The organism is Vibrio sp. B183 (genome assembly GCF_000740665.1).
Lineage (GTDB): Bacteria > Pseudomonadota > Gammaproteobacteria > Enterobacterales > Vibrionaceae > Vibrio > Vibrio coralliilyticus.
On record NZ_JPQB01000033.1, the window covers coordinates 21,684 to 36,688 of the forward strand.

11 protein-coding genes are annotated in these 15,005 nt (G+C 47.5%); 5 read left to right on the forward strand and 6 right to left on the reverse strand.

All coding sequences use genetic code 11. The features are described from left to right. The first annotated feature begins 13 nt into the window (after positions 1-13). Positions 14-2,578 (forward strand): DNA mismatch repair protein MutS, encoded by a 2,565-nt coding sequence (gene mutS / locus IX95_RS24185; protein ID WP_038164659.1) that lies wholly within the window; start codon positions 14-16, stop codon positions 2,576-2,578. A gap of 53 nt (positions 2,579-2,631) precedes the next feature. Here the strand turns inward: mutS and lptG are convergent, their stop codons facing one another. Together lptG and lptF are read right to left on the reverse strand one after the other, a co-directional pair. Beyond that, positions 2,632-3,702 (reverse strand): LPS export ABC transporter permease LptG, encoded by a 1,071-nt coding sequence (lptG, locus tag IX95_RS24190; protein WP_006963120.1) that lies wholly within the window; start codon positions 3,700-3,702, stop codon positions 2,632-2,634. Between the two features lie 3 nt (positions 3,703-3,705). Continuing rightward, the gene (lptF, locus tag IX95_RS24195; protein WP_006963121.1) at positions 3,706-4,809 is read right to left on the reverse strand and encodes an LPS export ABC transporter permease LptF; all 1,104 of its coding nucleotides are present in this window, start codon (positions 4,807-4,809) and stop codon (positions 3,706-3,708) included. A 191-nt stretch (positions 4,810-5,000) separates the two neighbouring features. On the opposite strand from lptF, the gene pepA reads away from it, so the two are divergent. The 3 genes from pepA (at position 5,001) to IX95_RS24210 (ending at position 9,981) form a co-directional block, all read left to right on the forward strand. Continuing rightward, on the forward strand, positions 5,001-6,509 hold the full coding sequence (pepA, locus tag IX95_RS24200; protein WP_019277979.1) for a leucyl aminopeptidase: 1,509 nt from the start codon (positions 5,001-5,003) through the stop codon (positions 6,507-6,509). A 52-nt stretch (positions 6,510-6,561) separates the two neighbouring features. Then, on the forward strand, positions 6,562-7,011 hold the full coding sequence (locus IX95_RS24205; RefSeq protein ID WP_006963123.1) for a DNA polymerase III subunit chi: 450 nt from the start codon (positions 6,562-6,564) through the stop codon (positions 7,009-7,011). 96 nt (positions 7,012-7,107) lie between these two features. Then, on the forward strand, positions 7,108-9,981 hold the full coding sequence (locus IX95_RS24210) for a valine--tRNA ligase (RefSeq protein ID WP_038164662.1): 2,874 nt from the start codon (positions 7,108-7,110) through the stop codon (positions 9,979-9,981). A gap of 61 nt (positions 9,982-10,042) precedes the next feature. On the opposite strand, the gene IX95_RS24215 is transcribed toward IX95_RS24210, so the two are convergent. After that, positions 10,043-11,035, reverse strand: coding sequence for a M48 family metallopeptidase (locus IX95_RS24215; RefSeq protein WP_038164663.1), 993 nt, complete (start codon positions 11,033-11,035; stop codon positions 10,043-10,045). Continuing rightward, positions 11,035-12,210 carry a YjgN family protein gene (locus IX95_RS24220; protein WP_038164665.1) on the reverse strand — a complete coding sequence of 392 codons (1,176 nt, stop codon included), beginning with the start codon at positions 12,208-12,210 and terminating at the stop codon, positions 11,035-11,037. The genes IX95_RS24215 and IX95_RS24220 overlap by 1 nt, the downstream gene beginning before the upstream one ends. A 297-nt stretch (positions 12,211-12,507) precedes the next feature. On the opposite strand from IX95_RS24220, the gene IX95_RS24225 reads away from it, so the two are divergent. Next, positions 12,508-13,245 carry a substrate-binding periplasmic protein gene (locus IX95_RS24225; RefSeq protein WP_038164667.1) on the forward strand — a complete coding sequence of 246 codons (738 nt, stop codon included), beginning with the start codon at positions 12,508-12,510 and terminating at the stop codon, positions 13,243-13,245. On the opposite strand, the gene IX95_RS24230 is transcribed toward IX95_RS24225, so the two are convergent. Both IX95_RS24230 and IX95_RS24235 read right to left on the reverse strand, forming a co-directional pair. Further along, positions 13,242-14,204 (reverse strand): D-2-hydroxyacid dehydrogenase, encoded by a 963-nt coding sequence (locus tag IX95_RS24230; RefSeq protein WP_038164669.1) that lies wholly within the window; start codon positions 14,202-14,204, stop codon positions 13,242-13,244. The two genes, IX95_RS24225 and IX95_RS24230, sit on opposite strands and share 4 nt — an antisense overlap. 29 nt (positions 14,205-14,233) lie before the next feature. After that, a complete protein-coding gene (locus tag IX95_RS24235) occupies positions 14,234-14,971 on the reverse strand; it encodes a pseudouridine synthase (RefSeq protein WP_038164672.1) in 738 nt (245 codons plus the stop codon). Positions 14,972-15,005 lie beyond the last annotated feature (34 nt).

The window sequence follows — 15,005 nt, forward strand, 5'->3', positions numbered from 1 at the left end:
AAAGATCTTAACCGTGAAAGCTGAACAAAAACACACTCCCATGATGCAGCAGTACCTCAAATTGAAGGCTGAAAATCCGGATATATTGCTGTTCTATCGAATGGGAGATTTCTATGAGCTTTTTTATGACGATGCCAAGCGTGCATCTCAGTTGCTTGATATCTCGCTGACCAAACGTGGTGCCTCCGCTGGTGAACCCATTCCTATGGCAGGTGTCCCATTTCATGCGGTAGAAGGGTATCTGGCTAAGCTCGTTCAGCTCGGTGAATCAGTGGCTATCTGTGAGCAGATTGGCGACCCGGCCACCAGTAAAGGACCGGTGGAACGACAAGTCGTTCGTATCGTGACGCCAGGTACAGTCACTGACGAAGCACTGCTCTCGGAACGGATTGATAACCTCATTGCGGCGATTTATCACCACGATGGTAAGTTTGGCTATGCCACGCTGGATGTGACCTCTGGCCGCTTCCAACTGATGGAACCGGAAACCGAAGAAGCGATGGCGGCAGAACTGCAACGTACAGCACCTCGTGAACTGCTCTTTCCAGAAGACTTCGAGCCTGTAGAATTGATGGCCGCGCGTAACGGTAATCGTCGTCGTCCGGTGTGGGAGTTCGAACTGGATACCGCTAAACAGCAGTTAAACCAGCAGTTTGGTACTCGTGATTTGGTCGGGTTCGGCGTGGAACAAGCACACCTCGGGCTATGCGCCGCTGGCTGTCTGATCCAGTACGTGAAAGACACACAACGTACCGCTCTGCCTCATATCCGCTCCCTAACTTATGATCGTCAGGATCACTCCGTTATTCTCGATGCGGCCACTCGTCGCAATCTGGAAATCACTCAAAACTTAGCCGGCGGCACTGACAATACTCTCGCTGAGGTCATTGATCATACTGCGACCCCTATGGGTAGCCGAATGTTGAAACGTTGGCTTCATCAGCCAATGCGTGACATCAATACGCTCAACCATCGCCTAGACGCGATCAGTGAACTGAAAGAACTGACTCTGTTTGCTGACTTATACCCGGTTCTTAAACAGATTGGCGACATCGAACGTATCTTAGCACGTCTTGCTTTGCGTAGCGCTCGCCCGCGTGACATGGCGCGCTTACGCCATGCTATGCAGCAATTGCCTGAGTTGGCAGAAACAATGGGCACACTTGCTCATCCTTATCTCACCAAGCTGGGGCAATATGCGGCTCCACAAGAAGCCGTTTGTGAGTTGCTTGAACGTGCCATTAAAGAGAACCCACCGGTGGTGATCCGAGATGGTGGTGTAATTGCTGAAGGATACAATGCCGAGCTCGACGAATGGCGAAAATTGGCCGACGGTGCGACTGAATATCTGGAAAAGATGGAACAGGATGAGCGTGAGCGCCACGGCATCGATACGCTCAAAGTCGGCTACAACAATGTTCACGGATTCTTCATCCAAGTCAGCCGCGGACAAAGCCACCTAGTACCTCCGCATTATGTACGCCGTCAAACGTTGAAAAATGCAGAGCGCTACATCATTCCTGAGCTGAAGGAGCATGAAGATAAGGTTCTTAATTCCAAATCGAAGGCACTGGCGCTTGAGAAACAGTTGTGGGAAGAACTGTTTGACCTTTTGATGCCCCACCTAGAAAAACTGCAGAATTTAGCTTCAGCTATTTCCCAAATAGATGTGCTGCAAAACCTTGCAGAGCGGGCGGACAGCTTAGATTACTGCCGACCTGTGATGAGTCAGGAGCCTGGTATTCACATTCAGTCAGGACGCCACCCTGTCGTCGAACAAGTAATGGATGAGCCATTTATTGCCAATCCGATAGAGCTCAACCCACAACGTAAGATGCTGATCATCACCGGCCCGAACATGGGCGGTAAATCGACCTACATGCGCCAAACTGCCTTGATTGCGCTAATGGCCCATATCGGCTCTTACGTACCGGCTGAATCGGCTCAAATTGGCTCGATCGATCGCATTTTTACCCGTATTGGCGCATCCGATGATCTGGCCTCCGGTCGTTCTACTTTCATGGTAGAGATGACGGAAACAGCCAACATTCTCCATAATGCGACGACCAATAGCCTAGTGCTGATGGATGAAATCGGTCGAGGCACCAGTACTTACGATGGTCTCTCACTTGCTTGGGCGAGTGCCGAATGGTTGGCAAAAGAGCTTGGTTCAATGACCTTGTTTGCCACCCACTACTTTGAGTTGACCGAGCTGCCAAACCAGATTCCTCATTTAGCGAACGTTCACTTAGATGCAGTGGAACACGGCGATACGATAGCCTTCATGCACGCCGTTCAAGAAGGTGCAGCGAGCAAATCGTACGGCCTTGCTGTAGCTGGGCTGGCTGGTGTGCCAAAGAGTGTCATTAAAAATGCCCGAGCAAAACTAACTCAGCTTGAACAACTCAGTCAGGGAGAAAGTAGCAGCGTCACCAGCAGTGCGGTCGATATTGCTAATCAACTGAGTCTTATTCCGGAGCCAAGCGAAGTGGAAGAAGCTCTGTCTGGCATCGACCCTGACGATTTAACGCCACGTCAGGCACTGGAAGAATTGTACCGATTGAAAAAATTGCTGTGATAAACAGTAAAACGGCTGCCAATGGCAGCCGTTTTTTATTTCGGAAGTCGCGTTTAGAGCTTTCTTCTCAAGAGGGCTAATGCCACGGTAAGGAAGACAATACTTGGCATCACAGCACCAAAAACTGGCGGGATGCTGTAAACCAGACTGAGGGGGCCAAAGAACTCACTGGAGATATAGAAGGTAAAACCCGCCACTACACCAGATAGGATACGAGCCCCCATGGTAACACTACGCAGCGGCCCAAAGATAAACGACAGCGCCATCAACATCATAACGGCAATGGAAAACGGCTGAGTCACTTTGCGCCACAGAGCTAGCTCATAACGCGAAGCATCCTGCTCTGAAGCTTTCAAATACGTCACGTAATCATAAAGACCACTGAGTGATAACTCTTCGGGTTTCACTGTCACAACAGCGAGCTTGTCAGGCGCTAAAGAGGTCGTCCAACGATACTCAGGCAAACTGGTTTTGGTGATTTCCACTTCATCCGCCATTTCAGTCAACTGCACATCTTTCATCACCCAAGTGTTGTCAGATAAGTAATCCACTTCGGCTGCATGCACCACACTTTCCAACTGTTTGTCGTCGTTGTAACGCCACATGCTCAAACCGTATAGCTTGTCGTCTTCAACTTTACCGATGAAGATAAAATCGTTGGCATCCCGGGCCCACACACCAGTTCGTACTGACATTATCGCACCACCCGATGTAGTAAACGCACGCAGATCGCGCGCCATTTTCTGTGCCTGAGGTGCGCCCCATTGACCAAGTAAAGTCACCAGAACCATCAAAGGAACCGCCGTTTTCAAGACCGACAGGCCGATATCCAGCTTGGAATAGCCAGCGGCCTGCATCACTACCAACTCGGAACTTGACGCCAACATACCTAAGCCGATCAAAGCCCCCAGTAATGCTGCCATTGGGAAGAACATTTCGATATCACGAGGAATACTCAGTAACACGTAAAACAAGGCTTGTAGCAAGTCATAACTGCCCTGCCCCACTTTGCGCAGCTGTTCAACGTATTTGATGATGGCAGACAGGCCAACAAAGGTCGCCAGTACGAGCGACGTCGTGGCGATAATGGTTCTGCCAATATAAAGATCGAGAATTTTAAACACGGCTTATGCTGCCTTCTTTCTTTGTCTTAGTTTGTCTTTAAAGCGTCGCATTGGAATGCTGTCCATCGAATTGATCCCTATCGCGGTCAGCAGCAAGGCCGCGTTAATCGGCCACATACCGATAAACGATGGGATAGAACCATCTTCTAGCGCCGACTTAGTGGCACTGATCGAAAGGAAATACGCCAAATAGATAAGAATCGCTGGGCCCATTTTAGCAAAGCGTCCCTGACGCGGGTTAACCGCTGACAACGGGACGACCAGCATGGTCAGGAGCGGAATACAGACAACCAGAGAAATACGCCATTGCAATTCGGCCTGAGCACGCGGATCTGGGTTAGATACCAACTGCATCGTCGGGATAGCTTCCCAGTCACGCCCTTTCGGCTTCACATCTCGCTGGCCAATCAGGCCTTCATACTGGTCAAAATCGGTCACCATGTAATCAACGCGCGTTGGCACACCTTCATAACGCGTACCATCGTACATGCGAATAACCTGACGTCCGTCACTCAGTTCTTTCACCTCACCAGATTGCGAGAAGGACACACTTGGTAGAATTGAATCACGTGGGCGCATCTGAGCTACAAACACATGCTTGAGCTGCTTGCCTTCAATATCGTCGATAAAGACCACAGAAGAACCATCCGGAGTACCCTGGAATTGACCTTTCTGCAATAGGTCAACACTGTTCTCCGCTTCGACTTCTTCCTGAAGCTGAATCAGCTTTTCCTGACTCATCGGAGAAAATACAAACGCATTGGCTGCAGCAATCACGCCAGTGATCACAGCAAGATAGAGTGCAGCACGGATTAGAAACTTATTCCCTATTCCGGTCGCATTCATGACGGTTATTTCACTTTCTGCATACAGTCGGCCAAAAGTGAGCAAAATACCGAGGAAAAGACTCAACGGCAGCATCAAAAGCCCCATTGACGGCATGCTCAAACTCACATAGTGCATAACCAGACTGGCAGGAATATCTCCATCCGAAGCATCCGCTAAAACTTTGATCAATTTTTGGCTTAAAAACACTAAAAACAGGATAAAAAATATCGCTAACTGGCTCTTGAGTGTCTCGCGGATCAAATATCTAACAATAATCACGCTGAAATTACCTATACAAAACTTGTTTTTTTAATTGAATCACTATAATTTCCCGTTGAACCTTTTATTTTTAAATTTTTTGGCTAACTGTTAACGCGCTTATTTAAAAGTAGTTCCGATTAAGGAATCAACAAGTAAGACGCCATTATCTAACATTTAGTTCTATTTGTCTTCAGGATGTAGGAGTACGCATGGAGTTCAGTGTAAAGAGTGGTAGCCCGGAAAAGCAACGTAGTGCATGTATCGTTGTGGGTGTATTCGAACCACGTCGCCTTTCTCCAGTTGCTGAACAGCTCGATAAAATCAGCGACGGCTATATCAGTTCACTACTTCGCCGTGGTGATCTGGAAGGTAAACCAGGGCAGATGCTACTGCTGCATCAAGTACCAGGTGTTTTGTCTGAGCGCGTTTTGCTTGTCGGTTGCGGCAAGGAACGTGAACTTGGCGAACGTCAGTACAAAGAAATTATTCAAAAAACCATCAACACCTTGAACGAGACAGGTTCAATGGAAGCGGTATGCTTCCTGACAGAGCTGCACGTGAAAGGTCGTGACACTTACTGGAAAGTACGTCAGGCAGTCGAAGCAACCAAAGATGGCTTGTACACTTTCGATCAGTTTAAGAGCGTTAAGCCGGAAACTCGTCGCCCGCTACGTAAGCTGGTCTTTAACGTACCAACACGTCGTGAGCTGAACCTAGGTGAAAAAGCGATCACACACGGTCTGGCGATCTCTTCAGGTGTAAAAGCATCGAAAGATCTTGGCAACATGCCGCCAAACATCGCAAACCCTGCTTACCTTGCTTCTCAGGCTCGTCGTCTGGCTGATGACTATGACACCATCACAACCAAGATTATTGGTGAGCAAGAGATGGAAAAACTAGGTATGACTTCATACCTAGCGGTAGGCCGCGGCTCTAAGAATGAATCTATGATGTCTATCATGGAGTACAAGGGCAACCCAGATCCAGAAGCGAAACCAATCGTGCTGGTTGGTAAAGGGCTGACTTTTGATTCAGGCGGTATCTCACTTAAGCCTGGAGAAGGCATGGATGAGATGAAGTACGACATGTGTGGTGCGGCATCTGTTTTCGGTACCATGAAGTCTCTGGCGAAACTGAACCTACCAATCAACGTCATTGGTGTTCTTGCTGGCTGTGAAAACATGCCGGGCAGCAATGCTTACCGCCCTGGTGACATTCTGACAACGATGTCAGGCCAAACTGTTGAAGTACTTAATACTGACGCTGAAGGCCGTTTGGTTCTTTGTGATGCACTGACTTACGTCGAGCGCTTCGAACCAGATTGTGTTGTAGACGTAGCAACGCTAACAGGCGCTTGTGTAATTGCACTGGGCCACCACATCAGCGGTGTTATCTCAAACCACAACCCACTGTCTCACGAGCTAGTGAACGCTTCTGAACAAGCAAGCGATCGTGCATGGCGTCTACCAATGGCGGACGAGTACCATGAGCAACTGAAGAGCCCATTTGCTGACATGGCAAACATCGGTGGTCGCCCTGGCGGTACGATTACAGCGGGTTGCTTCCTGTCTAAGTTTGCTAAGAAATACAACTGGGCACACGTCGACATCGCAGGTACTGCGTGGAAGTCTGGTGCAGCTAAAGGCTCAACAGGCCGCCCAGTCTCAATGCTTGTCCAGTTCTTACTGAACCGCAGTGGCCAAGAGACAGAAGAGTAATTTCTGAACAAATTCTAAAGGGCCGAAAGGCCCTTTTTTATTCGGAATGATTATGCCAAACGCGACGTTTTACATCATTAAGCCTGATTCACCGCAAGCCAACCGACAAGGCTTTGAACAATATGTTTTGTTTCTGGCAGGTCACTTTGCCAAACAAGGCGCTAAGGTGTATCTCCATTGCCATGATAAGCAGCATGCTGAGCAGTTAGCGGAATGTTTCTGGCAAGTGGATGCCGAACAATATCTGGCTCACAACCTCACTGGTGAAGGGCCTAAATATGGCACAGGCATTGAAATCGGATACCAAGGTGTTAAGCCCTCATGGAATCGTCAACTGGTAATAAATTTGGCGGAAAATGAGACAACCTTTGCGAACAAGTTTGCAGAGGTGGTAGACTTCGTCCCTTGCGAAGAAAAAGCCAAGCAACTGGCGCGAGAACGATATAAAATCTATCGCCAAGCGGGTTATCAGCTACAAACGATCGACATCGCACACAACTAATGGTCAATCCTTATAGCTAAGCTCTCCTTCTAGAGAGTTCACTTATAAAGATTGACTTAGAATTAAACCAGACCTATCTGCAGAATATCTATAGCTATGGAAAAGACATACAACCCAACTTCAATCGAACAAGCTTTATACCAAGCTTGGGAAGAGAAAGGCTACTTTAAGCCACACGGTGACACGACGAAAGAATCATACAGCATCATGATCCCGCCACCGAACGTCACTGGTAGCCTACACATGGGCCACGCGTTCCAAGATACAATCATGGATACTCTGATCCGTGCTGAACGTATGAAGGGCAAAAACACCCTTTGGCAGGTAGGTACTGACCACGCTGGTATCGCTACTCAGATGGTTGTTGAGCGTAAAATCGCAGCAGAAGAAGGCAAAACCAAACATGACTACGGTCGTGATGCCTTCATCGACAAGATCTGGGAATGGAAAAACGAATCTGGTGGCACCATCACTAAACAGCTTCGTCGTCTAGGTGCATCGGTAGACTGGGACCGTGAGCGCTTCACGATGGACGATGGCCTATCTAACGCGGTTCAAGAAGTGTTTGTTCGCCTGTACGAAGAAGACTTAATCTACCGCGGTAAGCGTCTAGTAAACTGGGATCCTAAACTGCACACTGCAATTTCTGATCTTGAAGTTGAGAACAAAGACAAAAAAGGCCACATGTGGCATTTCCGCTACCCATTAGCGGATGGCGTTAAAACAGCGGAAGGTAAAGACTACATTGTTGTTGCGACAACTCGTCCAGAAACCATGCTTGGCGATACTGGTGTCGCAGTTAACCCAGAAGATCCACGTTATAAAGATCTGATCGGCAAAGAAATTCTTCTTCCTGTCGTTGATCGTCGCATCCCTATTGTGGGTGACGAGCACGCTGATATGGAGAAAGGCACTGGTTGTGTGAAGATCACGCCTGCACACGACTTCAATGACTATGAAGTAGGTAAACGTCACCAGCTACCGATGATCAACATCCTAACTTTCAACGCTGACATTCGTGATGCTGCGGAAGTATTCACCACTAACGGTGAAGCAAGTGATGTGTACTCAACAGAGCTACCTGCTAAGTACCACGGCATGGAGCGCTTTGCTGCGCGTAAAGCTATCGTTGCAGAATTTGAAGAGCTAGGCCTTCTAGACGAAATCAAAGATCACGACCTGACTGTTCCTTACGGCGACCGTGGTGGCGTGGTTATCGAACCAATGCTAACTGACCAGTGGTACGTACGTGCTGCACCTCTTGCTGAACCTGCTGTTAAAGCGGTTGAAGATGGTGAGATTCAGTTCGTGCCTAAGCAGTACGAAAACATGTACTTCTCTTGGATGCGTGACATTCAAGATTGGTGTATCTCTCGTCAGCTTTGGTGGGGCCACCGTATCCCAGCATGGTACGACAACGACGGCAACGTCTATGTAGGTCGTACTGAAGAAGAAGTACGTGCAAACAACAACCTTGCACCTGTTGTAGTTCTTCGCCAAGACGACGACGTACTTGATACATGGTTCTCTTCTGCGCTTTGGACGTTCGGTACCCAAGGCTGGCCAGAGCAAACTGAAGACCTGAAGACATTCCACCCTTCAGACGTTCTAGTAACGGGCTTCGACATCATTTTCTTCTGGGTTGCGCGTATGATCATGATGACCATGCACTTCAACAAAGATGAAAACGGTAAGTCACAAGTACCATTTAAGACAGTTTACGTAACGGGTCTAATCCGTGACGAAAACGGCGACAAGATGTCTAAGTCTAAAGGTAACGTACTTGACCCTATCGACATGATCGATGGTATCGACCTTGAATCTCTAGTAGAGAAGCGTTGTGGCAACATGATGCAGCCTCAGCTAGCGAAGAAGATCGAGAAGAACACGCGTAAGACTTTCGAAAACGGTATCGAACCATACGGTACTGACGCATTGCGTTTCACATTGGCTGCTATGGCTTCTACTGGCCGTGACATCAACTGGGATATGAAGCGTCTTGAAGGTTACCGTAACTTCTGTAACAAGCTATGGAACGCGAGCCGTTACGTACTGATGAATACAGAAGAGCACGATTGTGGCATGTCACTGTCTGCTGAAGAGCGCGCTAACCTAGAGTTCTCTCTAGCGGACAAATGGATTGAATCTCAGTTTGAGCTAGCTGCGAAAGAGTTTAACGCTCACCTAGACAACTTCCGTCTAGACATGGCAGCAAACACACTTTACGAATTCATCTGGAACCAATTCTGTGACTGGTACCTGGAGCTGACTAAACCAGTTCTTTGGAAAGGCACTGAAGCTCAGCAAGTTGCAACTCGCCACATGCTGATCACGGTACTTGAGAAAACACTTCGTCTAGCTCATCCAGTGCTTCCTTACATCACTGAATCTATCTGGCAGAGTGTGAAGCCACTAGTAGATGATGTTGAAGGCGACACCATCATGACTCAAGCACTACCTCAGTTTAACCAAGAGAACTTCAACGCTGAAATCGTAGAAGACATCGAATGGGTTAAGACCTTCATCACCGCAATCCGTAACCTACGTGCCGAGTACGACATCGCACCTAGCAAAGGTCTGTCGGTAATGGTTAAGGTCGCTGATGAGAAAGATGCGGCTCGTATCGAAGCAAACAAGACAGTACTGAGCTCACTGGCTAAACTAGATGAAATCAAAGTACTGACTGAAGGTGAAGAGACGCCAGCTTGTGCAACTAAACTGGTTGAGAAATCTGAGCTGATGATCCCTATGGCGGGTCTGATCGACAAGGATGCTGAGCTTGCTCGTCTTGATGGCGAAATCAAGAAAACGCACGGCGAAATCAAGCGTATCGAAGGTAAGCTAGGTAATGAAGGTTTCGTTGCTAAAGCGCCTGAAGCGGTTGTTGCGAAAGAGCGTGAAAAGCTAGAAGGTTACCAAGAAACCTTAATCAAGCTTGAAGAGCAGAAGACAACCATCGCGGCACTGTAAACCAGTACCATAGATAAAGAAAAGGCAGCGAATTCGCTGCCTTTTTTATCTCTGTGATTCGTTATTCGCGTGCGGCCTGGATGCGCAGCTCAAAACCAGGGTGACTACTCATCCATTCTGGCATTTCCAACATTTCTTGTTGCCTGAACAGCTCAAACATCTCTGCCATCGGTTCACTACTGCCGTATATATCTACCATTGCTTGTCGAGCATAAGCGTCAGCTTCCAGTTCAGCGTCACGAGAGTGACCATTGGAAAGGAAGAAAACCCCTAGCCCAGCCAAGTTATCCACCACTCCCGAGCTTTCACCGGTTAAGACGGCAACCCCAACTGAAAGCAAGCTCGAATGGACCAACCTTTTGATCATATGTCGATGATGAACATGGCCTAGCTCGTGAAGGATAATGCTATCGAGTTGTTGTTCATTCTCAGCCAGAGTAACCAAATCGTCGAGTAATACGATTTTCCCACCCGGCAATGCAAATGCATTGGCGCCAAGCTCTGAGGAGCGAAACACCACCTCAATCGGATAAGGTAACGCTTCCAACTGTGTGACATGCTTAGCCACGCGTTGGCGGATCGCTTGCTGCTCTTGCAGGCTCAACTCGCTCTCTTCCCAGCTATCACCAAAACTTTCGAGCACTTTATCGCCTAGCGCCACAGCAACGTAATCAGGGATAGCATTAGCGACCTTCTCACTGGTCCATGGTAAGACGTAAAAATAACTGCCTAATACCACTCCGATACACACTACCGCTGACAACAACCACGCTAACCAGTTAGCTTCCATTTTATCAATGGTACTGCTTCTGCGATTTCGCTCCAGCCAGTGGCTAACTTCTGCCGTTCTTTCAACCACAAATACCCAGCCATCGGGGAACTTAAAACGCACGGGCAGATTACCAACAGGGACACTAATATCGGCGTATTGCTGATCACAACTGATGATTTTCCCGTCAACACGCAAACTTAATGCATTGGCTTGAGTGACATCCAACTTGGCAGGATGACGCTCCGAGCTGCGTGGCGGAAACGCCACCCCGTCAAATAGCATTAGCTGATTCCGATACCTAGATCAAAGGCCTGTGCCACTTCATCCGATACTGCAGATTTGACATTTGAATCTTGGTCTGTCGCCTTCAGCGCACTCATATCGCCAAACACCACGGTGTTATCAGCAACATAGCGAGATGTTCTGACCATAACCCAAGGTCTGGCAATACTTAGTGTCACCACCTGTAGTAAGAAGTTAGAGATCACCAACCAAGTGTACCCTCTCGCAGTCAATGACGACTCAAAAGTGTATTGATTGTCTGACTCTTGCTCCAACTTCGCTTGCAGTTGATCAAAGATGTAATTACGTAATCGTGTTGTGGTGTAGGCTGTCAGGCCGATAGTCAGAGTGATGATCGCTAGGTAGGCCACAATAAACACCGTAACCTGAGATACGCCCATCAACGAGCTGAAGTCCCCATTCTGAAGCGCGGTAAAATCGAAACCGCTAAATACCGTCAAAGACATCGCAATCAAAAGAACAATAGACGCGACAATACCTAAGCCTATCGCTTTTAGATAAGTTTTGAAAAAGAAGCCCGTTTCCAGTTCCGCACTGAACTCCCAATCTCCGTATCGATAGCCATTAGAAAAATACTTATGCGCGCCAGCCACAACCCATGCATACAACACAGCCATGAACACCAAAGACGCAATACCTAATACCGTTGCAGCGACTGCAGAAACACTGGATACCGCCACGACCACGCCAATATAGATAGCCATCGCTAGCAAAGCACCTAAACCGCGCCCCATAAGCGCTACATAGGCATCTTTCAATGAAGAGTCAAAAGAGAAATGAACATTGCGGTAACTCGTCATTGCAGCATCAAAGCGGGCATTGCTCCATAACAACCAAGGTAAAGCAACGTAAAAAACCAGTAATAGAGCGGCGCTCGCTGCTGGGAAAAAGGCGTTCGCCACGGCCCAAATCACTAGAACTGCAACAGCAACTAAACGACCTTTGAGGATTTGCATAGGTTCAGCATGATACTCAAAGTTATCGCTATCGACATAAGTATTGCCGTAGAAATAACGCTTAGTTCTGACCTTCGCCCAAGCCGAATAGATACCTAAAGTGATGATGGTCAGCAGAACATTGACTATCCAAATGCCAAAGAATTCGCCTCCCTTTCCCTTAAACTCAACGGGATTTGTTATATGTTTTTGTTCCATTTATTACATTTCCTGACGTAGTTGACTAAAACACAAGGCAAATAATTTCTTACATTTCATTCTTAGCGTCTATGTCTTAATAACAAGAAAGTGCAACCAGTTGATGTACATCACAAATAATATGGAGTATTAGCACAATAATTTTACATATAATGGACGTCAAAAACATTTTCCTAATGAATATTAAAAGCTTATTAGTTGAATCTGACCTTGTTTCACTTCGCTTTTGAGCAGTAATGATCCAATTGAGCCTGTCTCTTCTAGAATTACTTAGAGGCCACCAAATAAGGAGCCAAGATGTTGAAGAAATCCTTGTTAGTTATTCCCCTGCTTCAATGCTTGTTTGTCTTGTCAGCCTACGCCGAAAGCACACCTCAAACCGTCAAGATCACAGCCGGAGATTGGCCACCGTTTATTGGTCAGAACCTTGAGGGCTATGGTGTCGTAGCACAAACCATCAAACAAGTTTTCGCGTTGCAAGGCTATGAGGTGGCTTTCGCTTTTTATCCTTGGGCTAGAGCTTATGAGAAAGCTCAAAGTGGAGAGTATGATGCCACTGCGGTATGGATGTTTGATGAAGAGCGGACGGAGCATTTCTATTACAGTGAACCAGTCTCGCAAGAGCAATTTGTCTTCTTTCATCACAAAGACTTAGCGTTTGATTGGTCTAAGATAGACGATCTCAAGGGATACAAGATAGGTGGAGGGTTAGGTTACAGCTATGGGGAAGCTTTGGATGCCTTAATCGATGCAAAAGAGGTCAGCATAAGCCGAGTCAACAACCCTAGCCAGAATCTGCTGCGCCTTAATCATAAACGTATCCAAGTCTATCCAGAAGAACGTCAAATCGGCATGTATCACCTGAGCCAGCAACCAGAAGAGATTCGAAATAACATTACCTATCACCCGAAACCCTTTCTTAATAACGACGGTTTCGTGATGTTCTCCAAACAAAGCCCTAGAGGAAAAGAGCTATTAGAGATCTTTAACCAAGGGCTTATCAAGTGGCACCAACAAAAATCTAAAGGCCACTAAACGACACGGTTTTGTTCCTGCCCTTGATGAAAGGCAGTGATGTTATCCATCAGGATGTTAGCTAGATTCTGAATCGATGAATCACTGCCCCACGCAACATGTGGAGTCAGGAGCAAATTAGGCAGATTCATATTAGCGAGCAACGGGTTGCTGTCGTCCGCTGGCTCTTGGCTAAATACATCGACACCAGCACCAGAAATCGTACCTCGTTTTAAGGCCTCAACCAGAGCCGCTTCATCAACCAACCCACCTCGACCAGTATTGATCAGCACACTGCCAGGCTTCATTTGAGCCAGTTCATGACGCCCAATCAAATGATGAGTCCGTTCATTCAACGGACAATGTAGCGTCAAGACATCAGCCATCATCAACACCTGCTCAAATGGCAGGTAACCTTTTCGGCAATGATGCGCACCTTTATGTTCTGCATAAATGACTTGCATACCAATCGCCTTCGCCAGCGCGGCAGTAGCCTGACCCAAAGCTCCAGAGCCGACAACGCCCAGCGTCGAGCCAGCTACGTCACCAATTGGGTGAGTAAAAAAACAAAACTGTTTATTGCGTTGCCATTCCCCTTTGGCAATATCATTGTGGTAGCCCATCAAATTGCGCTTAAGAGCGAATATCATCCCAATCACATGCTCAGGCACCGATTGGGTGGCGTAGCCCTGCACGTTTGTGACGGCTATGTTTTGCTCACGGCAGTAATCAATGTCGATGTTGTTGAAGCCAGTAGCCGAGACAGCGATCAGCTTGAGATCCGGTAGTTGGCGCAACACTGCCGCATCTAATACGACTTTATTCGTGATGACGATATGAGCGTTTTTCAGCCGTTCTACCACCAGCTCAGGGCTGGTGAAATCATATTCAATCCATTGGTGATCAAAAGGAAGGTGAGGTAATTCGATATGAGTTGGGATCGTCGCACGATCCAAGAACACAACATTAGGCAGCGACATGGTTTCTCCTTTCGCTGCCTATAATGAAATCATGGACGCGGCAGCGTTTTATAGTCCGGCAATTCTCGCACAGGATCGAAATAGTTAAAGATCAACGCCTCCGCTTCAGGATAGAAATCACAAGGAACAAAAATACTGCGTAGACGTTCATCTTGAGGATGGTAAAAACTCAATTCAGCCGCATGCAGTTCAAGACGGCTTGAGAATTCAAAGGCTTCTCCCTGTGAATAGAACTCATCTCCGACAATCGGATGTCCTAAAGCCTGCATATGCACACGCAGCTGATGTGAACGCCCAGTTATAGGCAGTAGCCTGACGATGGTGGTCTGCTCTTCCCGCTTCGCCACCTCAAATAAGGTTTTTGATGGCTTACCCTGTTCAAAACAGACTTTCTGCTTCGGCCGATTTGGCCAATCACAAATCAGTGGAAGATCCACTTCTCCCTCTTGTTGTTCAACGTGTCCCCATACACGAGCATAGTAGACCTTATGCGTGAGGCGAAACTGAAACTGTTTTTTTAACGCCGATTCTGTGGGCTTGTTCTTGGCAAACAGCATCAAGCCTGAAGTTGACATATCAAGACGATGAACCGGTTGGATGTCAGGATAGATGTCTTTCAAGCGGCTCCACATGCTGTCGTAATGTTCTTCAGCCCTGCCTGGCACAGACAAAAGACCCGACGGTTTATTCACCACAAGGATACCTTCATCTTCAAATACTCGCTCAATCCATGGCTCGGTGGGAGGATGGTATTGCTGCATAGCCATAAAACATCTCAATAAGATTTATAACTCAGCCAGT